Origin of the sequence: Kitasatospora sp. NPDC001309, assembly GCF_042896295.1 — a bacterium.
Classification (GTDB): Bacteria; Actinomycetota; Actinomycetes; order Streptomycetales; family Streptomycetaceae; genus Kitasatospora.
In genome coordinates this window covers 67,010-89,952 of sequence record NZ_JBIAXC010000018.1, presented here as the reverse complement: position 1 = coordinate 89,952, position 22,943 = coordinate 67,010, and the positions used below count along the sequence as shown (strand labels likewise).

At 73.9% G+C, this 22,943-nt stretch carries 22 protein-coding genes and 2 pseudogenes; 8 read left to right on the top strand and 16 right to left on the bottom strand.

The window, feature by feature from the left end:
* Positions 1-73 precede the first annotated feature (73 nt).
* Complete coding sequence (locus ACFY2K_RS19755) at positions 74-514, top strand: hypothetical protein (protein ID WP_375883069.1); 441 nt, start codon at positions 74-76, stop codon at positions 512-514.
* Between the two features lie 16 nt (positions 515-530).
* Here ACFY2K_RS19755 and ACFY2K_RS19750 read toward each other — a convergent pair whose 3' ends face one another.
* Together ACFY2K_RS19750 and ACFY2K_RS19745 are read right to left on the bottom strand one after the other, a co-directional pair.
* On the bottom strand, positions 531-1,160 hold the full coding sequence (locus tag ACFY2K_RS19750; RefSeq protein WP_387712816.1) for a DinB family protein: 630 nt from the start codon (positions 1,158-1,160) through the stop codon (positions 531-533).
* Between the two features lie 151 nt (positions 1,161-1,311).
* Positions 1,312-1,602 (bottom strand): annotated as a pseudogene (locus ACFY2K_RS19745) (winged helix-turn-helix transcriptional regulator); the annotation flags it as partial.
* 68 nt (positions 1,603-1,670) lie between these two features.
* On the opposite strand from ACFY2K_RS19745, the pseudogene ACFY2K_RS19740 reads away from it, so the two are divergent.
* A pseudogene (locus ACFY2K_RS19740) lies at positions 1,671-2,198 on the top strand (NAD(P)-dependent oxidoreductase); the annotation flags it as partial.
* A gap of 55 nt (positions 2,199-2,253) precedes the next feature.
* Positions 2,254-2,817, top strand: coding sequence for a GNAT family N-acetyltransferase (locus ACFY2K_RS19735; protein WP_380522528.1), 564 nt, complete (start codon positions 2,254-2,256; stop codon positions 2,815-2,817).
* On the opposite strand, the gene mycP is transcribed toward ACFY2K_RS19735, so the two are convergent.
* From mycP to ACFY2K_RS19715, 4 genes are all read right to left on the bottom strand, one after another.
* Positions 2,811-4,037: a type VII secretion-associated serine protease mycosin gene (gene mycP / locus ACFY2K_RS19730; RefSeq protein ID WP_380589460.1), complete on the bottom strand. Its 1,227-nt coding sequence runs from the start codon at positions 4,035-4,037 to the stop codon at positions 2,811-2,813. The genes ACFY2K_RS19735 and mycP overlap by 7 nt on opposite strands.
* Before the next feature lie 89 nt (positions 4,038-4,126).
* Positions 4,127-5,530: a WXG100 family type VII secretion target gene (locus ACFY2K_RS19725; protein ID WP_380589463.1), complete on the bottom strand. Its 1,404-nt coding sequence runs from the start codon at positions 5,528-5,530 to the stop codon at positions 4,127-4,129.
* Positions 5,531-5,559: 29 nt separating this feature from the next.
* Positions 5,560-6,000 carry a hypothetical protein gene (locus ACFY2K_RS19720; protein ID WP_380522524.1) on the bottom strand — a complete coding sequence of 147 codons (441 nt, stop codon included), beginning with the start codon at positions 5,998-6,000 and terminating at the stop codon, positions 5,560-5,562.
* A gap of 96 nt (positions 6,001-6,096) precedes the next feature.
* Positions 6,097-6,795, bottom strand: a complete 699-nt coding sequence (locus tag ACFY2K_RS19715; protein WP_387712811.1) for an endonuclease V — start codon at positions 6,793-6,795, stop codon at positions 6,097-6,099.
* A 203-nt stretch (positions 6,796-6,998) separates the two neighbouring features.
* Here ACFY2K_RS19715 and ACFY2K_RS19710 point away from each other — a divergent pair, with 203 nt between their 5' ends.
* Positions 6,999-7,247: a hypothetical protein gene (locus ACFY2K_RS19710; protein ID WP_380522522.1), complete on the top strand. Its 249-nt coding sequence runs from the start codon at positions 6,999-7,001 to the stop codon at positions 7,245-7,247.
* A 55-nt stretch (positions 7,248-7,302) separates the two neighbouring features.
* Here the strand turns inward: ACFY2K_RS19710 and ACFY2K_RS19705 are convergent, their stop codons facing one another.
* Entirely contained in the window at positions 7,303-8,025 is a 723-nt protein-coding gene (locus tag ACFY2K_RS19705) for an RDD family protein (protein WP_380522521.1), read from the bottom strand.
* A gap of 144 nt (positions 8,026-8,169) precedes the next feature.
* Positions 8,170-9,645 (bottom strand): RDD family protein, encoded by a 1,476-nt coding sequence (locus ACFY2K_RS19700; protein ID WP_387712808.1) that lies wholly within the window; start codon positions 9,643-9,645, stop codon positions 8,170-8,172.
* A 421-nt stretch (positions 9,646-10,066) separates the two neighbouring features.
* Here ACFY2K_RS19700 and ACFY2K_RS19695 point away from each other — a divergent pair, with 421 nt between their 5' ends.
* Positions 10,067-10,483, top strand: coding sequence for an SsgA family sporulation/cell division regulator (locus ACFY2K_RS19695; RefSeq protein WP_188307044.1), 417 nt, complete (start codon positions 10,067-10,069; stop codon positions 10,481-10,483).
* A 107-nt stretch (positions 10,484-10,590) separates the two neighbouring features.
* On the opposite strand, the gene ACFY2K_RS19690 is transcribed toward ACFY2K_RS19695, so the two are convergent.
* The 4 genes from ACFY2K_RS19690 to ACFY2K_RS19675 all read right to left on the bottom strand — a co-directional run bounded on the left by ACFY2K_RS19690 (position 10,591) and on the right by ACFY2K_RS19675 (position 16,358).
* Positions 10,591-11,994: a glycosyltransferase 87 family protein gene (locus tag ACFY2K_RS19690; RefSeq protein ID WP_387712805.1), complete on the bottom strand. Its 1,404-nt coding sequence runs from the start codon at positions 11,992-11,994 to the stop codon at positions 10,591-10,593.
* A 221-nt stretch (positions 11,995-12,215) separates the two neighbouring features.
* A complete protein-coding gene (locus tag ACFY2K_RS19685; RefSeq protein ID WP_387712802.1) occupies positions 12,216-13,805 on the bottom strand; it encodes a cellulose binding domain-containing protein in 1,590 nt (529 codons plus the stop codon).
* Between the two features lie 283 nt (positions 13,806-14,088).
* On the bottom strand, positions 14,089-15,639 hold the full coding sequence (locus ACFY2K_RS19680) for a sensor histidine kinase (RefSeq protein ID WP_380522517.1): 1,551 nt from the start codon (positions 15,637-15,639) through the stop codon (positions 14,089-14,091).
* Positions 15,636-16,358 (bottom strand): response regulator transcription factor, encoded by a 723-nt coding sequence (locus ACFY2K_RS19675; RefSeq protein WP_375883033.1) that lies wholly within the window; start codon positions 16,356-16,358, stop codon positions 15,636-15,638. Before ACFY2K_RS19675 ends, ACFY2K_RS19680 begins: the two co-directional genes overlap by 4 nt.
* Before the next feature lie 145 nt (positions 16,359-16,503).
* Between ACFY2K_RS19675 and ACFY2K_RS19670 the strand changes: the two genes are divergently transcribed.
* A complete protein-coding gene (locus tag ACFY2K_RS19670) occupies positions 16,504-17,043 on the top strand; it encodes a hypothetical protein (protein WP_387712798.1) in 540 nt (179 codons plus the stop codon).
* A 67-nt stretch (positions 17,044-17,110) separates the two neighbouring features.
* On the opposite strand, the gene ACFY2K_RS19665 is transcribed toward ACFY2K_RS19670, so the two are convergent.
* Positions 17,111-17,653 carry a VOC family protein gene (locus ACFY2K_RS19665; protein ID WP_375883028.1) on the bottom strand — a complete coding sequence of 181 codons (543 nt, stop codon included), beginning with the start codon at positions 17,651-17,653 and terminating at the stop codon, positions 17,111-17,113.
* Positions 17,654-17,974: 321 nt separating this feature from the next.
* Here ACFY2K_RS19665 and ACFY2K_RS19660 point away from each other — a divergent pair, with 321 nt between their 5' ends.
* Positions 17,975-18,436, top strand: coding sequence for an Lrp/AsnC family transcriptional regulator (locus ACFY2K_RS19660; RefSeq protein WP_375883456.1), 462 nt, complete (start codon positions 17,975-17,977; stop codon positions 18,434-18,436).
* Between the two features lie 11 nt (positions 18,437-18,447).
* On the opposite strand, the gene ACFY2K_RS19655 is transcribed toward ACFY2K_RS19660, so the two are convergent.
* From ACFY2K_RS19655 to ACFY2K_RS19645, 3 genes are all read right to left on the bottom strand, one after another.
* Positions 18,448-19,254 (bottom strand): S16 family serine protease, encoded by an 807-nt coding sequence (locus ACFY2K_RS19655; protein WP_380640783.1) that lies wholly within the window; start codon positions 19,252-19,254, stop codon positions 18,448-18,450.
* A 69-nt stretch (positions 19,255-19,323) separates the two neighbouring features.
* Positions 19,324-19,974: a helix-turn-helix domain-containing protein gene (locus tag ACFY2K_RS19650; RefSeq protein ID WP_350564128.1), complete on the bottom strand. Its 651-nt coding sequence runs from the start codon at positions 19,972-19,974 to the stop codon at positions 19,324-19,326.
* Positions 19,975-20,346: 372 nt separating this feature from the next.
* Positions 20,347-22,179, bottom strand: coding sequence for a DEAD/DEAH box helicase (locus ACFY2K_RS19645; RefSeq protein WP_375883453.1), 1,833 nt, complete (start codon positions 22,177-22,179; stop codon positions 20,347-20,349).
* 310 nt (positions 22,180-22,489) lie between these two features.
* On the opposite strand from ACFY2K_RS19645, the gene ACFY2K_RS19640 reads away from it, so the two are divergent.
* Complete coding sequence (locus tag ACFY2K_RS19640) at positions 22,490-22,918, top strand: SsgA family sporulation/cell division regulator (protein ID WP_375883023.1); 429 nt, start codon at positions 22,490-22,492, stop codon at positions 22,916-22,918.
* Positions 22,919-22,943 lie beyond the last annotated feature (25 nt).

Here is a 22,943-nt window from a genome sequence, read left to right as displayed (position 1 = left end):
ACCGAGGGCCTACCGTAGAGTGAGCACAGATGATCGACCGTCAGAAACCCATCTCCCCTTCCGAGAAGACGAGATGACCAACCGTCACACGAGCGCCGCCGAGCCACCCCCGGGGCCCGGCGAACCGGAGGACGTACCGCTGGAGTTCGCGGCCTTCTGCGAACTCCACCGCCCCCGGTACCTCAGCTACGCCCGGGTGTGGCTGACCGAGCACGCCGAAGCGGCCACCGCCGTCCAACAGGCGTTCGCCGAAATCGCCGTCCAGTGGCGGGAATTGCTCACCAGCCCCAACCCGACCGCGCTCGCCTGGCAGATCCTGCGCGGCACCGTCGCCGAACACACCCCGCAGGAGATCCCCGTCCCCGACCGCCACCCCGCCGACGACGACCTGGCGATCCTGCACTACGTCGTCGGCCTCGCCGCCCCCGAGATCGCCGACGTCATCGGCACCGACACCGCCAGCGTCGCGGGCCGGCTCCGGCGCACCATGCTCCGCGAGGCCTCCGGCTGGTGAACCGCGGCGACCGGGGTCAGACCCGCTCGCCCGTCACGTCGAACAGGTGGTGCACCGGGTCGTGGATCAGGTAGCGGGCGAAGGACCCGACGGTGAAGCGCGCCCCGTCGCCGCGGCTCCCGGTCCGCTCCCACTGCTCCCCCGACACCGCCCCGAACGCCGCCGCCAACGCCGCCGCGGCCTCCGCCAGCTCCCCGGCCACCACCTGCGGCCGCTGCTCCCGGTAGCGCTCGGCGACCGCGGTCTCGTCCTGGTCCCAGTTCGGGAAGAGCGGGCCGTCCTGGTCGAGCATCAGGTCCAGCCGGACCAGGAACAGCCGGAAGACGTCCCGGACGTGGCAGGCGTACTCCAGGTCCGACCACACCCCCGGAGCCGGCCGACGACGCAGCCCGTCCTCGTCCCCCGCCAGCACCGCCAGCCAGGCCTCGGCGTTCGCCCGGACCATCGCGGCGACCTCCGCCGGGGCCACCGCCGGAGTGTCCAACCCGCAGTCGGGGCAGGCGCGTTCGAGCACCCAGGTCCAGTCCTTGGCGTCGGGGACGATCGCGTCCGGGGCGCTGGGGGCGGGGGTGCCCGGGGCGGGGGTGCCCGGGGCGGGGGTGCCGGCGTCGACGGGGTTCGCGAGGTGCTGGTCAGGAGTGCTCATGGGCCCAGCATGGCCGCCCCGCACCCGGCCCCACCAGCGCCAAGGCCGCCAGCGACCGCCGAAATGCTGCCAGGCCGGGCGCCCGTCCGAGCGGCACCCGTCCGAGCAGCGCCCGTCCGAGCGGTGCGCGGCACGATCAGCCCCGGCGCGATCAGCCCCCGGCCCGCTCGTACTCCAGCCGGGCCGCCAGCAGGCCGCCCAGGTTCTCCCGGCTCCACTCGCACACCGCGTCCATCGGCCCCAGCAGGGTCCGCCCCAACGGCGTCAGCGCGTACTCGACCCGCGGCGGATTCTCCGCGTACTCGGTCCGGACCACCGCGCCGTCCTGCTCCATCGAACGCAGCGACTCCGCCAGCACCTTCGCCGTGATGCCCGCCAACGGGACCCGCAGCTCCGAGAACCGGCGCGGCCCGCCCTCCAGGCAACGGATGATCCGCCAGGCCCACTTGCGGCCTCACCGTCACCGCCGCCGTCCGCGACCCCGAGCGCCACGCCGACCTCGCCGGCGGGGGCGTCACCCTGGTGCGCTGCGACGTCACCGACCCGGCCGCCGTCGCCGCCACCGCCACCGCCACCGCCACCGCCACCGCCACCGGACACCCCGCCGCCGTCAGCTCCGTCTACACCCCCGACACCCCGTCCACCGAGTTCTACCGCGCCGCCACCAGCGCCCTCGTCGACGGCCTCGGCCGCGCCGGCGTCCCCCGGCTGCTCAGCGTCGGCATCGCCACCACCCTGCAGACCGCCCCCGGCGTCGCCGTCCACGACGACCCCGCCTTCCCCGACGCCTACCGCACCTTCTCCCTCGGCCACTCCGCCGCCCTCGACCTGCTCCACGACTCCCCCGCCACCCTCGACTGGGTCGTCGTCACCCCGCCCATGGACCTCGACCGCACCGCCCCCGGCACCGGCCGCTACCGGATCGGCGGCCCCCACGTCCTCGGCCCCCGGATCGCCCAGGCCGACCTCGCCCTCGCCATCGTCGACCAACTCACCACCCCCACCCACCACCGGCAGCAGATCGCCGTCGCCGCATAGGCCCCGCACCGAAAATCCCGGCACGAACCGGCCCCACCCGGGCATCCTGGGCACCATGGCCACGGACCTCTCAGCCCTCGCGGTGAAACCCACCCTGCACGGCCCCACCATCCGCCTCGTCCCCCTGGCGGCCCGGCACACCGACCCGCTGTGGGCGCACTGCACCGACCAGGAGACCAACCGCCTCACCGGCACCCGCACCGCCTTCACCCGCGACCAGATCGCCCAGTGGTGCGCCACCCGCGCCGACCACCCCGACCGGCTCGACCTCGCCGTCGAGGACCCGACCACCGGCCGCTTCCTCGGCGACACCGCCCTCACCAACGTCGACCCGGACAACAACTCCGCCGACTACCGGATCGCCCTCACCCCCGACAGCGTCGGCCGCGGCATCGGCACCGAGACCACCGTCCTGGTCCTCCGCCACGCCTTCGCCACCGTCGGCCTCCACCGCGTCCACCTCGACGTCTTCGAGTACAACGAACGCGCCGCCCGCGCCTACACCAAGGCCGGCTTCGTCCTCGAAGGCCGCGCCCGCCAGGCCCACCACTGGGACGACCGCTACTGGGACGTCCTCCACATGGCCGCCCTACGCGACGACTGGCTCAGCACTCACTGACCGCCCCCACCGTACGGCGCCCCCTCAACCCCCCGCCGCCCCCGCCGCCGCAGCACCACCGCGGCGACCACCGCCCCCACCACCACAACACCAACCGCACCGGCGCCGATCACCAGCCCACTGCCGCTGCTGCCGCCTGACGTGGCCTCGGGTACGGCCGATGGTTGGCCCGTCGCGTCGCTCTCGTCATCGCCGGGTGGCGCGCCCAACGACTCGGGCCGGTTCGCGAGCGGGTTCTCCTTCGGCCCGTTGTCCACCGCCGGATTCGGCTCCAGCGCCTTCTCCGGGGCGACGACCCCGTAGCCGTAGTGGACATTGGGCACCACTGTCCCATCCGGCGGGGGAGTAGCCGACTTGATCATCCTGTTGATCACCTGCCCGGCGGACAGGTTCGGGTACTTGGACCGAATGAGAGCCGCGGTAGCGGAGACGTAGGCAGTGGAGTCGGACGTACCGTTCCCGATCGCATAGCTCGTCAGGGATTTCGCCGAAGCACGGTAGATCTCCACACCGGGTGCGAGGAGCGTGAGTTCGGGACCGGGCTTGGAGCTGCCCCACACCACCCCCTTGGCGTCCGCCGCCCCGACGGCCACCACACCGGGAAAGGCGGCCGGATAGTTGACGCTCAGGTCCGCGACGCTGTTGCCGGCTCCCCCGACCAGTACGGCGTCCTTCGACACCGCGTACTCCACCGCTTTCCGGGCCTGAGAGTCGAAGTGGAACGGTCCCCCGACGGACATATTGATGACCGTCGCACCGTGGTCCACCGCGAAACGAATCGCCGCCGCCAGATCGTTCTGCTCCGGCACAGGACCGCCGTCGCTCGTTCTCACCTTCACCGGCAGGATCTTCGCCTTGGGGGCCAGCCCCATCACTCCGGCCTGGGTACCGTGCCCGTGCCCCGCGATGAGACTCGCCATCCCGGTACCGTGACCGTCCGTGTCAGTACGCCCGTCCGACTTGGCACCGGAGAAATCGGCCCCGGGAAGCACCTGCCCCGTCAGGTCCTGGTGCTCCGAGTTCACCCCGCTGTCGATCACCGCAACGACGACGCCCTCGCCCTGACTCACCGGCCAGACCTTCGTCTCGGCCTCGAAGGTCTTGAGAGCCCATTGCTTGTCCCTGACCTCATCGGCCAGAGCCGCCGGCGCGGCGACGGCCCAGACCAGCGCCCCAGCCGCAAGGACCGCCGTACCACGTGCCAACGAGCGGCTCGTCAACCCCGTTCACCCCACTCAACGAGGCATCCCCGCAGATCACCGACCTGCGGGGATGCGATCAGATCACCCGGCCGTTCACGGACCGGCCCTCATTCCACCACGTTCGGATTGGCCGGCTTGTCCGACGCCCAGGTCTCCTCGTCCTCGACGAGGTAGTCCGGCCGCTTACCGTCCTTCCCTCGGTTCTTCCTACCGCGCTGTGCCTCGCTCAGCGGGATGCCTGGCGACATGACACCTGTACTCCGGGCTCCGACCTCCCCACCCAGGCGGCTGCGCGCGCCCAAACCGGACCCTCCTTCCGTGAAGGCCTGCTTGCCCCGTACTCCGGAAATGGGCGGAATCGTCTCGCCGACGGCTCCCCCGGGCCGGGCCAGCGGTCCAGCGAGCTGTCTGGCCCCGGCCGCTCCTCTTCCTCCGGCTCCGATACCTGGATGGACCTCACCACCGATCCCGGTAGTTCGGCCACCTCGAAGACCCGGCCCCTCCACCGGAGCCGCGCCACTCGAAAATTCCTTGGCGCCAAGGCCAGAACCAGCAGGAGAGCCCTGCACCGACGGTCCTGGATGGACAGCAGTCGTCCGCTCACCGCCGCCCCCGATCGGTCCGCTGCCGGGAGCCACGGTCGGCGGAACATTCAAGCCGGACGTCTGGGTCCCGGAGGTGACCGGACTCGGCACACTTCCGCCCTGTCCGGGCATCGGCGTACCCGAGATGCCCGCGCTGGAAGTACGCCCCGTGGTTGGCGGCGATTTCGGGAGCGCCTGTGCCACTCCTCCCCTGATCCCGGAGTCGGTCGGGGCCGCTGTCCCCTTGACCGCGGGGCGGGCCACCATCGGAGGCTGCGACTTCGGCCGCGTTGACGTGGCGCCGGCTGCCGACCGCGCCGACGCCCCTCCGGTCCCGAACGAAGCACCTGAGACGACTGCGGCCACTGCAGCCGCCGCCCCCGTCGGGTCGGCCTGCGGGCTGGCGTCTCGACTGTCGTCCACCGGCGGTCGTTGAAGGGACGGCGGAGCCTTCAAGGCAGGTGTCGCGATGCGGTAGTGCATCGCGAGGGTCTGCATGACGGCTGCCGCTTCGGCCTTCTTCTGGTCCGTGAGCTGGATGTGGTCGTCCTCGCTGCTGAAGAAGTCCCCGACCTTGTCCTTGAACTGGTCCCAGCTGCCCGGTTCCTCGGGCATGGTGCGCTTGGCCGTCGCCATCGCCTCGGACATGTTGTGCAGCGTGTTGGCCGCGTCGTTGGCGTACGCGGCGGCCTCGTTGATGTTGGTGGCGAGGGTCAGCATCGAGGTGTGGAAGGAGTCGCTGGTGGTGCCCTCCCAGGAGGTGGCCGCCTCGGTGCTCACGTTGGTGAGGGTCTTGCGGATCTCCTTGAGCGTGGTCGCCGCCTTGCGCCAGGGGTCGCCGGCGGCCATCACCGCGCCGGGGTCGAGGGCCTGTGCCATCGTGCGGAGATCGGCATGGCTGTACTTGGTGAAATCGGTGTAGGTCACGGGTGGTTCACCTCCGGTCGGGCGATCGGTCAGATGGTGGCGTTGCCACGCCGGGACGGGACCTGGTTGGCCTGGTACGCGACCTGGCTGGTGGCCGAGGGATCGGACACGGACCAACCGTCGCCGGCCAGCTTGAGCTTCGTGCCCACGTGCTGGTCCTGCTCCTCGTAGTTGGTCGCGGTGAGTTCTGCCTTCTTCTGGGCCTGATCGATCGCCTGCTGGAGCTGGTTCAGCACGTCCCGCAGGGCGTCCCGCATGGTGCTGTAGCGGCCGTGGATCTCCGTCGCCTCCGCGAAGGTGCCGAAGGCGGTCTTGCCGATGCCGCTGCGTCCGTGGGTGGTGCTGCCGTTGGCGTCCTTCTCGAATTCCTTCAACAGCAGCCGTACCTGCCCGGCGAACGTGCGCAGTTGCTCGATCTCGACCCGGTAGCCCTGGTTGGCCCCGCCGGTCGAACCGGTCCCTGTTCCCATTGCGGCGCCCCCCGTGCGTCCGTTCCTGGCCTTCGGGGCCCGGGCCCCGGTGTCCCATGTCTAACACACCGGGTCGGAACCCCGCCCGGTGCACGGTCAGTTCGAGGGCGTCCTGGTCTGCAGGGCTTCGGCGAGGGCGCGGCGGCAGAGGGAGTCGGCGTGCCGGGTGGTCTCGGGTTGGCGGTAGCGGCGGGCGAGGTCGAGGGTGGTGCGGACGGCGGTGTCGAGGCCGATGCGGTGGCCGACGGAGACGTAGACGGGTTTGACGCCGGGCTGGGTGCGCACCGCGCGGCCGACCTCTTCGCCGGTGACGGGGTCGGTGAGCGGGGTCCAGGAGCCGCGTGCGGCCTCGGGGTCGTGGTGGTCGAAGGTGAAGGGGGTCTTGGCGACGCCGAGGGTGCGCAGTCCGGTGAGGACGCCGAGGTGGCTGGCGAGGCCGAGGCGGCGGGGGTGGGCGAGGCCATAGCCGTCGCAGACGACGGTGTCGGGGGTGCGGGTGAGGGCGGCCAGCGCGTCGAGGACGGCGGGGAGTTCGCGGAAGGCGAGCAGTCCGGGGACGTAGGGGAAGGCGATCCGGCCGACGGCGGTGGCTTCCTCGACGACGTCCAGGGTGTCCCGGTCGAGGAGGACGGCGGCGGCGACGACGAGGTCGTGGTCGTCGTCGTAGGCGACGTCGACTCCGGCGATGAGCGGGCCGGGGGCGCCGTCGTCCTGGGCGCGGACGAGCGGCCGCAGTCGTTCCTGTTCGGCGAGCGCCTGGGCCTCGATGGTGGGCCAGTCGGTGGGGATGGGCACGGTCGGTTCCCCCGGGTCTGCGTGGTGTCGGACGGGTTCCACCGTACCGAGGGGTGCGGACGACCCCGGGGTGAGCCCGTGCGCCCCCTGTGCCCCCGGCCTCGCGGGCTAGCCTGGTCGTGCCGAACTCCCTTGCCGGGTAGGACTTCTGGCACCGGCATCATTCCCGCCCGTTTCCCCCGACGTGCGAAGGACCCCCCGCCATGCCACGTCCGTCCGCTGCCCAGTTCTGCCTCGGCTCGTTCACCGTCGTCGCCACCACAGTGGCGCTGCTGGCCGTCTCGGGCGCCTCGGGCGTCCTGGAGGTCGCGGTGCTGGTGGGGTTCGCGCTGGCGCTCGGCACCGTGGTGACGGTGCTCTCGATGGCGGTGTCCGCCCGCTCGGCGGCGGTCGGCGACCGCTCCGGGGCCTCCGCGGCCGCTGCCGGGCGCGAGTACGCCCGGCAGCGCTGATCCGCCGATCAGCTGATCGACGGGTCGACGGGGCGACGGATCAGCGCTGTCGCGGTCAGATCTCGGTGGTGACCACGACGGTCTTCGCGGCCTTGTCGTGGAGACACTGCCGGTAGGGCTTGTCGAAGACGCCGAAGAGGCCGTCGATGACCCACCACACGGCGGCGCAGCAGAGCACGGCCGGGAGGATGTAGACGGCGGCCCGGGTCCACGCGGCGGACTGCGTCGGCGAGTTGCCGTCGATCAGCATGGCGACGCGGATCTTCATGGCCTTCTTGCCGAGGGTCTGGCCGTCCCGGCTGAGCATCAGGGCCTCGTAGACGAGGTAGACGGCGCAGCCGAGCCAGAAGGCCTCGGTGGTGCCCTCGCGGGTGCTGAGGTCGACGAAGGGGCCGATGACGATGACGCCAATGGCCTGCATCAGGACGTAGTCGATGAGGCGGGCGACGATCCGCTTGGGCCAGGTGCCGATCGGCGGCATGCCGGGGACGGGTCCGCCGCTGGGGGTGCCGTACGGGGCGGAGTCGGGGCCGTGGCCGGGTGGGGGCTGGTCGTAGGGCTGTCCGCCGTAGGGCGTTTGGCCGTAGGGGTTCTGACCGGGGGTCGGTCCGCCGTAGCTGCCCTGGTAGGCGCCGGGGCCCTCCCCGGGGGCGCCGGACGGGGCGGGTCGTGGCGGTTCGCCGTCCGGCGTGCCGCCGCCCGGGGTGGGGGGCTGCTTGTCGAAGGAGGGCGGACCGCCCCCCTCCGGCTGGGGGCCTGAGGGGTCGTGGGTGCTCATCCCCCGAGTAGAACATCGAGGATTCTCAGCCTTTGGGACATTTTGTCCGTTTTGCTGTCACGCAGCTCGATCGGCGACCCGGCGAACGCCACCCGGGCACCCAGGCACCCAGGCACCCAGGCACCCAGGACCGCAACGGCCGGCTCAGCTGCGGACCACCCTGGTCCGGGCCGCCCGGTCCTGCCAGCCGCGCCGGGCCGACCGGTCGAACACCGGCCAGACCAGGCCGAGCAGCAGCACCGTGCCGAGCTGCCGGACGACCCACCGCAGCAGCGAGCGGCCGAGGCTCAGCCGGGTGGTCCGTCCGCCGGGGGCACCGGCGTCCACCACCCGGATCCGGGCCAGGCGTTTGCCGAAGGTCTGGCCGGTCCGGGCGATCGGCAGCACCTCGTAGACGAGGCTGACGAACACCAGGATGCCGAGCAGGGCGGCGACCTTGGCCAGCACCACGTCGTCGACCAGCCAGACCTGCACGTGGCGGCGGGCGAGGGAGCTGGCCATCCTGGCCTGGTCGACCTTCTGCTGGAGGTGGTCGGAGACCGAGCTGCCGAGCGGGATCCCGGCCGCGACGGCGACCACCAGCAGCACCGCGGTGTCCACCGCCCGGGCCGCCAGCCGCCGCCCCAGCCCGGCGGGCACCAGGGGCGCCGGGGATGCCGGTCGGCGACGGACGGCGGACTCCCGGGCCGGCCGCACCACCGGCAACGCGGCGACGACGGCCGGGACCGGCGCCGACCCGGGACCGGCCCCCGCTCCGGGCCCGGGCGCCACTTCGGCCACCACCTGGGCCGCCGGTTCGACGGCTGCCCCGGCGGTCGGCGCCGCCACCTCGCGGACCGCGCCCGTCATGGCGGGCGCGACAGCCGCCGCCACCTCCACGGCAACCGCAGCGCGCTCCCCCTCCGCACGCCCCTCTTCCTCCTCGAGCGCCCCCGGAAGCACCCCCCAGGACACCCAGCGCGGGGCCCCACCGGTCTCCATCAGGCCCCGCTGCGCCCGCGGATCCGCCTGCCACCCCGAGGCTCCGGCGTCGGCACCGGCACCGGCCTCGGCAGCACCGCCCACCCCAGGAGCCTCCTCCAGCGCGGGCTCGACGATCCGGAACACCGGCCCGCCGATCACCTCGGCGACCCGCGGCCCGACCACGAAGGACGCCCCGCCCGTGGTCTGGTCCAGGTACACCGGCCCGGTGTCCCCCGCCCCCGGAGCCTCCCGCCCGTCCAGCACGGGCACCATCGGCACCGGCCCCGGCGCAGAACCAGGCACGGACACCGGCGCAGAAACAGGCACGGACAAAGGCACCGGCACGGACAAAGGCACCGGCACGACCAGCGGCACCGGCGACTCCGACCGCGCCGGCGGCACCGGCACCACCGGTGGCGGCACCACCCGCGCCGCCGCGACGTCGGGGGCGGGGGCGGGGGCGGGGGCGGGCCGCCGGGTGGCGTACCGGGGCGGCTGCAGCACCTCGCCCTCGACGGGGGCGGGCCGGCTGGTGCCCGGCACCCAGGCCGAGCCGCCCCAGTAGCGGACGAACCCGGGGATGGACGGGTCGGCGTAGTAGCCGGGCTCGGGTGCGACGGCCGGGTCGCCGCCGGCGGCGAAGGAGCGGTCCGTCATGGGGGTCTTCTCTCCTGTCGGGCCTTGACGAGGGCCGTTGAGGGGCGGGCCTCGGCAGATCCAAAGATCGAAACGTGGTCGGAACCGGGTCGGTCCGAGCACAGGGCCACGCCGCGCCCGCGCACACCCCGGGGCGTACGGGGCGCTCGGGGCACGTGGGGGCGCCACCGAAGGCGGACAGTCGCCGGACAGTTACAAAGGGTAGTACCTCGCCGGAGCCCCCAAGGAAAGTTGACGATTCCCCGGACAGCGGAGGCCCGCCCGGGGTAGGGGCCCACGCGCGGCGGGACCGCCACACCCCGCCGCCCGAAACTTCCCGGAGAAATCCCGGAAACGTGTGTAAGAACCGGCGCGAACCGCCCTCTCAAAGGTCACAGGGCCCGGAAGCGGGCACGAACCGAAGGCAGAGAGGAAGACGATCATGGACCGCCCCGTCAGCGTCGTGGAGCACGAGCTGGAGCTGAACCTGGTGCTCTCCCCGGAGCACAGCGTCCCCGTCCCGGCCCGGCTGACCTACGGCAGCCACGACCCGTACGCCGTGTACATCACCTTCCACCTGGACACCGGCTCCCCGGTGACCTGGGTGTTCGCCCGCGAGCTGCTGGTCGAGGGCACCTTCCGCCCGTGCGGCCAGGGCGACGTGCGGATCTGGCCGACCCGTTCGGGCCGGCGCAGCGTGCTGTGCATGGCGCTGAGCTCCCCGGCCGGGGACGCGCTGCTGGAGGCGCCGCTGCCGGTCGTCGCGGCCTGGCTGGAGCGGGCGCACCGGCTGGTCCCGCCGGGCAGCGAGCTGGCCGCCCTCGACATGGACGGCTCGCTCGCCGAGCTGCTCGCGTAGACGTGCGGGCCATGCGGGTCGTGCCGGTCGTGCCGGTCGCACGCCGCAACGTACGGAGCGTACGGAGCGTACGGAGGCTGCGGAGCGTACGGAGAGCCCCCGCCGGCTCAGCGGGCCGCGGGGGCCTGCTGACGACCGCGGGCGGCGTCCGGGCCGCCGTCGCCGTCGCGCTGTCCGGGCAGCCGGACCAGCGGGGCACCGGCGGAGCGCCGACGTGCCCTTATCCGGATGGCGGCGGCGAGCAGGAAGCAGAGGCCGACCCACGGATAGACCGAGGTCGGCAGCTGGTTCAGCGGTGACATGTGGAGCACGGCCGCGCCGACCGGCTTGGCGGCCCACATCGCGAAGGACAGGAAGGCCAGCAGGGTGGCCCAGAACGCGGCCCGCCAGCGCAGTCGGCGGACGCCGGCCGGGCGGGCGCGCTCGACGGAGGCCTCGGCGGCGAGTAGCACGAGGACCGGCACGCACCAGACCCAGTGGTGGGTCCAGCTGATCGGCGAGATGAGCACGGCCGTGACGGCGGTGACGCAGAAGCCCCAGGCCTCGGCCCGGGGCAGCCAGCGGCCGCTGCGGACGGCCCAGGCGGCGACGGCGAGGCCGGCCACCGCGGCCAGGCCCGCCCCGAGGGTGGCGAGGAAGCCGGGGTCGGCGCTGTGCAGCAGCCGGGCGAAGGCGCCGCGCAGCGACTGGTTGTCGACGATCTCGGTCTTGCCGACCCGGGAGGAGTCGTAGAGGTACTTGGTCCAGAAGCCCCAGGTGGCGTCGGGGAGGAAGAGCGCGCCGATCAGGAAGGTGCCGAGGAAGGTGAGGCCGGCGGTGAAGGCGGCCCGGACCCGGCCGGTGATCAGCAGGTAGACGGCGAACAGGCCGGGGGTGAGCTTGATCCCGGCGGCGATGCCGATCGCGATGCCCTTGCTGCGGTGGGCGTCGGACCGGGTGAGGTCCCAGAGGATCAGGCAGCCGAGCGCGAGGTTGATCTGGCCGTACCGGAGCGTGGTGAAGACGGGTTCGAGCCAGACGCCGAGGCCGGTGATCAGGACCACACCGATCGGCCGGAGTTCGCGGCGCGGCCAGCCGACCAGCTTGAAGGACAGGTGGGACATCAACGCGAGCAGCCCGAGGTTGCCGAGAGTGATCACCACGCGGAGGACGGGGATCGGCAGCCAGGTGGTCGGGACGAACAGCATGGCCGCGAACGGGGGGTAGGTCGCGGGGAGGTTCCACTCGGTGACGCGCAGCGCGTAGAGGTCGGTGCCGTTGGCGACGGCGGCGCCCTCGGCCCGGTAGACGATCATGTCGACCATCGAGGTGTGGACGAAGTGGCGGACCACTGCGTACACGACCAGCGACAGCAGCGCCACGGACGAGGCGATCAGCATCGGGCGGCGGGGGGCCTCACGCACTGCGCGCACGGGGGCACCGAGCGCGACGCGCAGCCGGTCGGACAGGGGAGCGGGCGACGGGGCGGATACGGTCCGCACCGGGCTGCGCTCGTCTTGTACCGCTGTCACCTGTCCACTCCGTCCACCGCTCGGCCAACCAGCGACGATACCGGATGCGACCCATCCCGTCCTGGGCGCGATCGACTACTCGCAGTGACGACAGTGCCCCGACCGACCGTGCCCTGACCGACAGTGCCCCGACCGACAATGCCCCGACCGACCGTGCCCGGCTGCGGGCTGAGCACGGGCGGCCGGGGCGGTCCGAGGGGCCGGAGCCCGGCGCGGGGGCCTCAGCCGGTGTAGCGGCCGAAGGCCCGGGTGAAGTCCAGCGGCTGCTGGACGATGCTGCTGCAACTGGCGTCCGCGGTGGGCCTGGCGCCACCGGCGCAGGCCTTGTCCCGGGTCCCGGACCACATGGCCAGCCAGGCGAGGTGCTTGCCGGCCGCGAAGTCGGCCAGCTGCTCGGCGTCGGCCACCGTGAAGACCTCGCTGGCGACGTCGTTGACGCCGATCATCGGGGTGACCGCGACCTTGCGCCAGGCGGCGGCGTCGTCCAGCCCCAGCACGCTCTTGACCTGGGCCTGGGTGGCGGTGGCCGCGGCGATCGCGTACGTGCCCATCCGCCCCTGCGGGTTGGGGGCGACGCCGTCGCCGAAGTCCATGGCCATGATGTTGACGGCACCGATCGCGACGCCGGCGGCCTTGGCACCGGCGACCAGGTCGACGCCGTCCTGGGTCAGGCCGGAGGGCAGCGCGGGCAGGGTGAAGGAGACGTCGAGCGGACTGCCCTTCGCGGCGGCCTCACGCTGGAGCTGGGCGACGGCCTGGGCCCGCCGGGTGTTGGCGGCGGTGTCGGCGATCGCGCCGCCCTCGACGTCGAAGTCGAGCCGGGTCACGCCGTACGCGTCGATCACCGTGCGGTACGCGGCGGCCAGGTCCGCGGTGGAGCCGCAGGCCAGGGCCAGCTCGCTGCCGTTGGCGCCGCCGAAGGAGACCCGGACGTCGCCGCCGATCGCGCGCAGGGCGCCGATCTGGGCGGCCACCGCGTCGGCGGACAGGTCGCTGACCCCGCCCCACTTGGGTACGCAGCCGCCGCCGGAGACCACGAAGGCGAGGGTGAACCGCTTCACCCCGGTGGCCTTGGCGGTGGCGACCAGGTCGTAGGGCGGGTAGAGCGAGGTGTCGACGTACGGGGCGAAGCCGCCCCCGGTGCCGACCGGGGGGACGGGCACACCGGTCGCCGTGGGGGTGGCGGTCGGGGTGGCGGTCGGCTTCGCGGTGGCGGTCGGGGTCGGCTTCCCGGTGGCCGTGGCAGTGGCAGTGGCGGTCGGACCGGCCGTCGCGGTCGCGGTGGGCGAGGCCGAGCCGGTGGGCGCCACCGTGGGGGTGGTGGTCGGGCGTCCGGAGGGGGTGGGCGCGGGGCCCTCGCCGGCCGTGCAGGAGGCGTTGTTGATCAGGCAGTTCCCGGGCTCGGCCTGCGCCGGGCCGGCGCCCTGGGCGACGAAGCCGACCACCACGCCCTTCCCCGGGTCCAGCCGCTTGCTCCAGGCCTCCGGCCTGACGGTGACGTGCTGCCCGGCGACGGTGAAGGTGGCGTTCCAGAGCGAGTCGATCTTCGCGCCGGCCGGCAGGTCGAAGCTGAGCGTCCAGTCCTCGATCGGATCGGCGGCCGGGTTGGTGACCAGGTACTGGCCGGTGTAGCCGGTGTCCCAGCTGCTGGTCCGGCTGTAGACGGCGCCGAGCGGGGCGGCGCTGGCCGAGGAGGCGAGCACCACCGTCCCGCCCGCGACCAGGGCGGCGGCGACCGCCGAGGCCCCGATGATCGTCCCCTTGCGGCTGCGCCTGCGGCGGCCGGAACGGCGGGTGGGTCGGGTGGTCATGCGCGTTACCTCCGCGGGAGCCTGCGGTCGGCACCGTTCGCGGGTGCCTGCGGTCGGCCGCCGTCCGGACGGGCCGCGCACGGGTGCGCGGGGACGTCCCGGGCGGCCGGCCCGGCTCGGTCGGGTGACCGGCGCGACCGACGCTAGCCGCGCCCGGGGGCCGGAAACCGCGGGCTGAGCGAGGGGTGAAGCTCCCTTAGGCCGCAGTTAAGGAAGAGGCCCCGGAGGAGAAGGCGCCGGAGGAGAAGGCCCCGGAGGAAGAGGCCACCCTCCCGACCCGCCGTCACTTCGGGAACAGCGCACCCCGGGTCCGCCGCCGTCCGGCCCGCGCGGGCGGGGCCTCCTTCGGGCGGGTGCGCAGCCGCAGCCTGGTCTCCGCGCCGCCGAGCACGGCGGAGCGGCCGAGTGCCAGGTCGCCGCCGGTGGACTCGGCGAGCTTGCGCACGATGTCCAGTCCGAGGCCGGTGGAGCCCTCGCCGCCGTGGCCCTCGCCGCGTTTGAGGGCGGCGGCCGGGTCGCTGTAGCCGGGCCCGGCGTCGCCGACCAGCACGATCACCGCGTTCTCGGTGGCCAGGACGTCCACCGAGAAGGCGGTGCCGACGGCGGTGTGCCGGAAGACGTTGCCGAGCAGGGCGTCGACGGCGGCGGCCAGGTCGCCGCGCTGGACGGGGACGGGCGCGGCGCGTTCGGCGCCGGCCAGTTGCCAGCGGCGGCCCTCGTCCTCGGCCAGCGCGGACCAGAAGCCGACCCGTTCGCGGATCACCTCGGCGGCGTCGCAGCCGACCGCGACGGCGGGCGCGTCCTCGGGGGCGCGGCGGGCGGAGCGGATGATCTGGTCGACCTCGCGCTCCAGTTGGGCCACCGCGTGCCGGGTGGCGTCGGCCGCGTCGCCGTCGCCGAGGGAGGCGGCGTTGAGCCGCAGCACGGTCAGCGGGGTGCGCAGTCGGTGCGACAGGTCGGCTGCCAACTCGCGTTCTGCCGCGAGGAGTTGGACCACCCGGTCGGCCATGGCGTTGAACGCGTTGGCGGCCTCGCGGAGTTCCTCGGGGCTGCCGTCGACCTGCTTGCCCGTCACCGGGACGCGCACCGCGAGGTCCCCGGCGCCCAGCGAGCGGGCGGCGGCGGCCAGCCGGCGGGCGGAGGCCACGATCCGGCCGCCCATCCGGTCGGCGACCAGCACCGAGAGGGCGACCAGGCCGAGCGCGACGGCGGAGAGCACCAGCCAGGCGGTGGCGACGCCCCGGGTGAGGTCGCTCTCGGCGACGAACACCTCGACCACGGCGGTCCGCCCGGTGTCCACCGCGACCGGCTGGAGCAGCGCGTAGCCGCCGGGCACCGCGACGGTGAAGGCCCGGCCCTGGTCGCCGGCCGTGGCCACGTCCGCCGCGGCGGCGCGCCCCTCCCCGAGGGTCGGCCCGTCGGGCCCGCCGGACCCCGCGGGCGCCCGGGTCGCACCGGCCCCCGCAGCCGCCCCGGCCCCTTCGGCCCCCCCGGCCCGGCCGGCCCCGCCGGAACCGCCCGACCCCGCAGCCGCCCCGGCCCCGCCCGAGGCCCAGGACTCCCCCGCGGGCACCGGAAGGTGTACCGCCATCCGGCCCTGGCCCCCCGCGTCGGTGCTGGCCAGCGCACGGTTGACGGCGTCCTGGTCGGTGGTGATCGCCAGGGCCGGCCCGAGCGCCGCGGCCTGCCGCTCGGCGGCGGTGAACGCCCGGTCCCGGGCGGTCTGCTGGACCATCAGGCCGAGCGGGATGAGGAAGGCCAGCGCGACCATGGTGGTCCCGGCCACGGCGGCCTTGATCAGGGCCCAGCGCAGCGAGTGGGTGAACCGCTTCATGTCCGGTGCTCCGCGGGGCCCCCGGTCGCGGGGCCCGCGGTGGCGGCCTCCAGCCGGACCCCGACGCCCCGGACGGTGTGCAGGTAGCGGGGGTTGGAGGCGGTCTCGCCGAGCTTGCGGCGCAGCCAGGAGAGGTGGACGTCGATGGTCTGGTCGCCGCCGTAGGTCTGCTGCCAGACCTCGGCGAGGATCTCCTTGCGCGGCACCACCACTCCGGGCCGGGCGGCCAGGAAGGCCAGCAGGTCGAACTCCCGCCGGGTCAGGTCGAGCAGCCGCCCGTCCAGGACGGCCTCGCGCCGCTGGAGGTCGATGGCCAGTCCGCCGACCCGCAGCACCTGGGCGACGGGCGCGGTGCCGCCGCCGAGCCGGCGCAGCACGGCGGCCATCCGGGCGCTCAGGTGTTCCCCGGAGAAAGGTTTCACCAGGTAGTCGTCGGCACCGTCGTTGAGCAGTCGGACGATCTCGGCCTCGTCGTCCCGCGCGGTCGAGATGATCACCGGGACGTTGGTCAGTCCCCGGATCATCTTGAGCGCCTCGCTGCCGTCCAGGTCCGGCAGGCCCAGGTCCAGGATCACCAGGTCGCAGCCGACCTGGGCGACCTCCCGCAGCGCCTCCAGGGCCGTGCCCACACTGCGGACCGCGTGACCGGTGTCGGTCAGGTGGCGGATGAGCGCGGAACGTACGAAGGGGTCGTCCTCGACCACGAGCACTGTTGCCATGGCCCTGCACGGTACGCCATCGGCGGGCAGTGGTCTGTACCTCGGGGGTGGCTGCGCACGGCCTCCGGACATGGTGCAACTCCCCTGCCGAACACCGGGGGTACCCGTCACGACCTGCCCGGAAATGCGGCAGGATGTGCGGACGATGCGGAACGGACTGGTACAGCTCTGCGCCTGGGCGGCGGCCACCGGGGCGGCGGTGGCGCTGTCCTGGCTCGGCGTGCACGCCGTGCTCAGCGGAGCCGCGTTCGAGCGGCCCACCGCGCTGCCGCTGCCCTCCCCCAAGGTCGGGAGCACCCCGTACGGAGCGAGCGCCACCCCCGGCCGGACGCCGACCGGCGACGCACCCTCCCCGCCGGCCTCCCCGGCCACCAGCGCGGCCGCCACCGCCGCGCACGCCCCGGTCACCACCGCGGCCGCCCCGCCGACCAGGAAGCCCGTGCCCGCCGCCACCACCCCGACGTCGACGGTGAAGAGCTATCCCGTCCCCGGCGGCCGGGTCGCCCTGGACATCCGCGCCGACCGGGCCTCGCTGGTCTCCGCCACCCCGGACCCGGGCTGGCAGATGCAGGTCTGGAACGGCGACCAGTGGATGCGGGTGGACTTCACCAAGGACAACCAGGCCAACTCGGTCTTCGTCTACTGGAACGGCCACCCGCCGGTCGTGGAGACGGCGGTCCGCTGACCCGCCGCCGCCCGCGACCCCGGCACCGCACCCGCCGTACCGGTCACCGCCCGCGCGGGCGCCCCCGTCACCACCCCGCGAAGGCCTCGTACCCCGGCAGGTACGGCCCCGCGTACCCCGACCGGTCGACCAGGGTGTGCCGGGAGCCGCCCGGCACCGCGATGGTGGCCAGCACCACCGAGCCGTACCGGTCCCGCACCTCGTACGGTTCGGCCAGCGACAGCGCGCCCCGGTCCACCGCGTAGTCGTACGCGTAGGGGACGTCCGGCACACCGACCGCGAGGTCCAGCACCCCGTCCCCGTAGCGCTCCAGGTGCGCCGCCAGCTCCCGGCCGCGCGGGCCGATCACCTGCACCGGCGAGGTGAGCACGATCCGCGTCCCGGGCCCGGCCAGCACGTAGGAGACCGCCTCCGGGTCACCGGTCCCCGGCCCGGCGTACGCCGTACAGCGCAGCCCGAGCGCCGCCAGGTAGCGGCGGGCCGCCCGCTCGGCGTCGCCGACCACGAACACCAGCGCGTCGGCGCGGCCGGGCGGCAGCGGCCCCGGGTCCTCCGGTCCCCCGGCCGGGCCCGCGGCGAGCAGGACGGATTCGGCGGCGGTGTCGGTCATGACGGCCCTCCCGGTAGGCGTACGGACCACCCGGCGCCCGGGGTGGGGCCCGGAGCACGGGATCGTGGCTGGAGGGTGGCGCCGGGCCGACCAACGCGCAACTGTTCCGTTTCCTCCTGGTCAAGCTGCGCCCCGGAGCGGGAGAATCGGCGGCACCGCTGTACAGAATGCCCACCGGAGGACCGAGCCGCGATGCCCCCCGCCCACTCCCCGAGCGCCCCGGGCTCCCCCGACCCGTCCGCCCCCCAGGGCGCCCCCGCGGCCCCGGCCGCCGCCGGTACCGGCACCGGCACCGGCGGCGGCGGCGGCGGCAACGACACCATCGACGCCCTGGACGGCCGGCTGATCCGGCTGCTCGCCGAGGAGCCCCGGATCGGCGTGCTGGAGTGCTCGCGCCGGCTCCAGGTCGCCCGGGGCACCGTGCAGGCCCGGCTGGACCGGCTGCAGGCCAAGGGGGTGATCAGCGGGTTCGGCCCGGAGGTGGACCCGGCCGCGATCGGCTACCCGGTGACGGCCTTCGCCACCCTGGAGATCTCCCAGGGCCAGGGCGCGGACGTGCGGGCGCACCTGGCGCGGGTGCCGGAGGTGCTGGAGCTGCACACGATCACCGGGATCGGGGACATGCTGGTGCGGATCGTGGCCCGCTCCAACGCCGACCTCCAGCGGGTGATCGACCGGGTGCTGGGCTTCGACGGGATCGTCCGCTCCTCCACCGCGATCGTGCTGGAGAACCCGGTGCCGTACCGGATCCTGCCGCTGGTGGACCAGGCGGCCGCCGAATAGGACGGGGCGGCTCAGCAGCTGGGAACGCTGCCGCCGCTCTTCAACGCCTCGAGCGCCTGCACCGACTCGGCGAGCGTGCCCACCGGCACCAGCCGCAGCGTCCTGGGGGTGTTCACCTTGGCGTCCGTGCACTCGTCCTTGGGCAGCAGGAACACCGTGGCGCCGTCCCGGGCCGCCGCCTGGGTCTTCAACGGGACGCCGCCGACCGGGCCGACGGTGCCGTCGTCGTCGATGGTGCCGGTGCCCGCGATCCTGAGCCCGCCGGTGAGGTCGCCGCCCTTGCCGTCACCGGCCAGCTTGTCGACGATGCCCAGCGCCAGCATCTGTCCGGCGCTGGGGCCGCCCACGTCCCCCAGGTCGACCTTGACCTTCACCTGGGCCGGCGAGAGGTGGAGGTAGCCGAGCGCGGCCGCGGTGGCGCTGTCCTGGGACTCGGCCATCTGCTGGGCCGTCACCTGCTCCGCCTTGGCCGGGTTGCCCTGCGGGTACACCGTCTCGGTCGGCCGGACGGCCTCCTTCGGGTCGAACCAGGCGCGCAGGCCCCGCCAGAACGTGGTCTTCTGCCCCGGGTTGGTGGCCGAGATGGTGACCATCCGCAGCTCGCCCTCGGTGCTGCGCAGCGGCGCCCCGGTGATGGTGAGCACCGGCCGGTCCTGGTAGCTGCCGAGGGTGTCCGCGGTCAGGCCCGGCCAGGTGATCGTGTACGGCAGCGGGACGAAGGCCGCCACGCCGAACAGCGCGGCGACCAGGACCCCGCAGAGCGCGAGCGAGCGGGTCCGCGGGGACGGGAGGGCCTTGGGCAGCTTGGTGTCGGACACAAGGGGAATCCAAACACACCCGACACTCCCGCGTGGTTCGCCCGCTCGCCCCGCGCCGGACGGCGGGCGCTACCTCAGGGCGTCGGCCACCTCGGTGGCCGCCTCCACCACCCGGGGGCCGACCCGTTCGGGCACCAGCCCGTTGAGCATCACCACGCCGACGCTGCCCTCGATGCCGCTCAGCCCGAGCAGCGCGGCGGCGGCCCCGCTGGCCCCGGACTGCTCCTCCGCACGGGTGATGACGAATCCCTGTTCGGGCCGGCGCTGGCTGGGGAAGCCGCGGGCCTCCAGGATCGCCCGGCCGGCCGCGCTCTCGCCGAGCGGGTGGCGCAGGCCGGTGCGGTAGGCGACGTGGAAGTCGGTCCAGCTGGGCTCGACGACGGCGACGGCCAGCGCCTCGTTGCCGTCCACCAGGGTCAGGTGGGCGGTGGCGCCGAGGTCCTCGGCGAGGCTGCGCAGGGCGGGGAGTGCGGCCTCGCGCAGCAGCGGGTGGACCCGGTGGGCCAGGCGCAGCACGCCGAGGCCGACCCGGGCCCGGCCGCCGATGTCGCGGCGGACCAGGCCGTGCTGCTCCAGGGTGGCGAGGAGCCGGTAGACCACGGTGCGGTTGACGGCGAGGCGGGCGGCCAGCTCGGTGACGGTGAGCCCGCGCTCGGAGTCGGCGAGGAGCTTGAGGACGCGGACGCCGCGATCCAGTGTCTGGGAGGTCTCTGCTGTCACGACGGGCAGTCCTTTCCGCGGCGCTCGCGGGGCGTGCGGCGCCGGGCCAGAAGGTCGGTGTCGCGCGCAGGTGGGGGTGGCCGCGCTCGGGCCGTGCGGCGTCGTCCTTGACGACCGCACGGTCCTGCGGAGCCCGTCCCGCGGGGGTTGCCCGGCGGAAGAGCGTGGGGGAAAGGTAGTGAAGGAATTCCCGCGGCGGAAGTGGTTGTCCAAAATTCGGTCGTGATCGGCATCACCGCCGCCGGGAATTCCGGACAAACCCTGCCGATCCACCGGCCCGACCAGGGCGTCAGTTCGACCCCGGTCCGATGTCCGGACACTCCGGGGGGAGGCGGTCCGGGCCGCGGCGGCCCGGATCCGCCTGCCGGACCGTTACTTCGCCCACTCCCGGATCTTGGCGATCCGCGCCGTCAACTGGTTGGCGGTGGCCTGCGCGGTCAGCGGCCCGCCGCACTGGCGGCGCAGCTCGTTGTGGACGGTTCCGTGCGGCTGGTTGGTGCGGTGGTGCCAGGCGGCGACCAGCGCGTTCAGCTCCTTGCGCAGCTCGCGCAGCTCCTGGTGGGTGACCACCGGCCGCTGCTCGGCCGGGAGCTCCAGCAGGTCGGCCTCCTCGGCGGGCTTGGTCTTGCTGCGCTGGATCTGCCGGTGCTGGCGCTTCTGCAGCAGCATCTGCACCTGGTCCGGCTCCAGCAGGCCCGGGATGCCGAGGTAGTCCTCCTCCTCCTCGCTCCCCGGGTGGGCCTGCATGCCGAACTCCATGGCGTTGTACAGCACCCGGTCGAAGACCGCCTCGGAGCCCAGCGCCTCGTAGGAGAACTCCTCGCCGCCCGCGCCGTCCGGCCCGTCGTTGGCCCGCTCGGCCTCGGCGAGCAGCCGGTCCTCCTCGTCGAAGAGGCCGTCGCCCTCCTTCTTCGGCCGGTCCAGCACGTGGTCGCGCTGGAGCTCCATCTCGTTGGCGAAGCCCAGCAGCATCGGGATGGTCGGCAGGAACACCGAGGCGGTCTCGCCGCGCTTGCGGGCGCGCACGAAGCGGCCGACGGCCTGGGCGAAGAACAACGGGGTGGAGATCGAGGTGGCGTACACCCCGACGCACAGCCGGGGCACGTCGACGCCCTCGGACACCATGCGGACGGCGACCATCCAGCGCGAGGTCCCCTCCGCGTAGTCGGAGATCCGCTTCGAGGCCTCGGTCTCGTCGGAGAGCACCAGGGTGACCTTCTCGCCGCTGATCTCGCGCAGCATCTTGGCGTAGGCGCGGGCCACGTTCTGGTCGGTGGCGATCACCAGTCCGCCGGCGTCCGGGATCGCCTTGCGGACCTCGGTGAGCCGGCGGTCGGCGGCCTGGAGGACGGAGGGGATCCACTCGCCCTGCGGGGAGAGCGCGGTGCGCCAGGCCTGGGCGATCAGGTCCTTGGTCATCGGCTCGCCGAGCCGGGCCTCCAGCTCGTCGCCGGACTTGGTGCGCCAGCGCATGTTGCCGCTGTAGCTGAGGAAGATCACCGGGCGGACGACGTGGTCGGCGAGCGCGTGCCCGTAGCCGTAGGTGTAGTCGGCGATGGACTTGCGGATGCCGTCGCTGCCCGCGTCGTAGGCCACGAAGGGGATCGGGTTGGTGTCCGAGCGGAACGGCGTCCCGGTCAGCGCCAGCCGGCGGGTGGCCGGCTCGAAGGCCTCGAAGCAGGCCTCGCCCCAGGACTTGGAGTCACCGGCGTGGTGGATCTCGTCCATGATCACGAGGGTCTTGCGGGCCTCGGTCCGGTTCCGGTGCAGCATCGGGTTGACCCCGACGCCCGCGTAGGTGACCACGATGCCGTGGTAGTCCCGGGAGAGCGGGCCGGAGGAGTACGCCGGGTCCAGCCGGATGCCTATCCGTGCGGCGGCCTCGGCCCACTGCTTCTTGAGGTGCTCGGTCGGGGCGACGACGGTCACCTGCTGCACCAGGTGGTTGTGCAGCAGGTACGAGGCCAGGGTGAGGGCGAAGGTGGTCTTGCCGGCGCCCGGGGTGGCGACCGCGAGGAAGTCCCGCGGCTGGGTCTCGATGTACTTGTCCAGCGCACCCTGCTGCCAGGCCCGCAGCTTGCCCGCGGTGCCCCAGGGGGCACGACCGGGGAAGGCCGGGGAGAGGTGGTGCGAGGCGGCGGGCGCGGCGTGGCCGACGGCCCGGGCGGGCTCCTGCTGCTCCGGTGCGTCGGAAAACAGCGGCATCGAGGAGGCGGCGGCAGTACTCACGGTCTCCGAGGGGGGATCATCGCAGGTCAGGGGCGGTTTGGCGGCCCCGTCCCGCGGTCGGGCGGCGATCGGACAACCCGCCCAGCGTACCGGGCCGGCGCCGTTCGGGCCTCCAGGCCGGGCTCCGTGCCGGGCCCGGGCGGCCGGAAATCGCTGTGACGCAGGTCACGTCGATTCCTCCGTGGAACCGGGTAATCCCCACTGTCCCCGGGACTCTCACCAGGGTGAGGCCGCCCCAACCCCACCTGCCGTCGGGCGGCCCGCACCGAACGAAGGGACCCACCCCTTGTACTCCGCCGTCGAAGAGACCGTCCAGGCCCGCCTGATCCTCTCCCCCCAGCGTTCCGCCCGGCTGCGCGTGGTCCTGTCGTACCTGCCGGAGGACCCGTACGCGGTCCGGATGGCCTTCCCGGCCGAGTTCTCGCTGGACGGGCCCGCGGACGAGCGGGCCGGCGAGGACATCGTCTGGGTGTTCGCCCGGCAGCTGCTCTCGGCCGGCCTGGAGCTGCCGGCCGGCGTCGGCGACGTCCACGTCCGCCCGGCCCCCGCCCGGCACACCATGGTCGAGCTGCGGGCCCCGGAGGGCACCGCGCTGCTCCGGTTCGACACCGGGGACCTGCGCCGGTTCCTGTGGCGCAGCCGCCTGCTCGTCCCGGAGGGCGAGGAGCACCTGCACCTGGACGCCGACCGCGCCCTCGCCCAGCTGCTCGGCTGACGTGGGCGCGGCTCCCGGGCCCGGG

Excerpts from the sequence above, each read along its gene's own strand:
- ACFY2K_RS19755 (WP_375883069.1), top strand. The coding sequence starts at position 74 with ATGACCAACCGTCACACGAGCGCCGCCGAGCCACCCCCGGGGCCCGGC.
- ACFY2K_RS19750 (WP_387712816.1), bottom strand. The coding sequence starts at position 1,160 with ATGAGCACTCCTGACCAGCACCTCGCGAACCCCGTCGACGCCGGCACC.
- ACFY2K_RS19735 (WP_380522528.1), top strand. The coding sequence starts at position 2,254 with ATGGCCACGGACCTCTCAGCCCTCGCGGTGAAACCCACCCTGCACGGC.
- ACFY2K_RS19720 (WP_380522524.1), bottom strand. The coding sequence starts at position 6,000 with ATGGGAACAGGGACCGGTTCGACCGGCGGGGCCAACCAGGGCTACCGG.
- ACFY2K_RS19710 (WP_380522522.1), top strand. The coding sequence starts at position 6,999 with ATGCCACGTCCGTCCGCTGCCCAGTTCTGCCTCGGCTCGTTCACCGTC.
- ACFY2K_RS19705 (WP_380522521.1), bottom strand. The coding sequence starts at position 8,025 with ATGAGCACCCACGACCCCTCAGGCCCCCAGCCGGAGGGGGGCGGTCCG.
- ACFY2K_RS19700 (WP_387712808.1), bottom strand. The coding sequence starts at position 9,645 with ATGACGGACCGCTCCTTCGCCGCCGGCGGCGACCCGGCCGTCGCACCC.
- ACFY2K_RS19695 (WP_188307044.1), top strand. The coding sequence starts at position 10,067 with ATGGACCGCCCCGTCAGCGTCGTGGAGCACGAGCTGGAGCTGAACCTG.
- ACFY2K_RS19685 (WP_387712802.1), bottom strand. The coding sequence starts at position 13,805 with ATGACCACCCGACCCACCCGCCGTTCCGGCCGCCGCAGGCGCAGCCGC.
- ACFY2K_RS19680 (WP_380522517.1), bottom strand. The coding sequence starts at position 15,639 with ATGAAGCGGTTCACCCACTCGCTGCGCTGGGCCCTGATCAAGGCCGCC.
- ACFY2K_RS19675 (WP_375883033.1), bottom strand. The coding sequence starts at position 16,358 with ATGGCAACAGTGCTCGTGGTCGAGGACGACCCCTTCGTACGTTCCGCG.
- ACFY2K_RS19670 (WP_387712798.1), top strand. The coding sequence starts at position 16,504 with ATGCGGAACGGACTGGTACAGCTCTGCGCCTGGGCGGCGGCCACCGGG.
- ACFY2K_RS19665 (WP_375883028.1), bottom strand. The coding sequence starts at position 17,653 with ATGACCGACACCGCCGCCGAATCCGTCCTGCTCGCCGCGGGCCCGGCC.
- ACFY2K_RS19645 (WP_375883453.1), bottom strand. The coding sequence starts at position 22,179 with ATGCCGCTGTTTTCCGACGCACCGGAGCAGCAGGAGCCCGCCCGGGCC.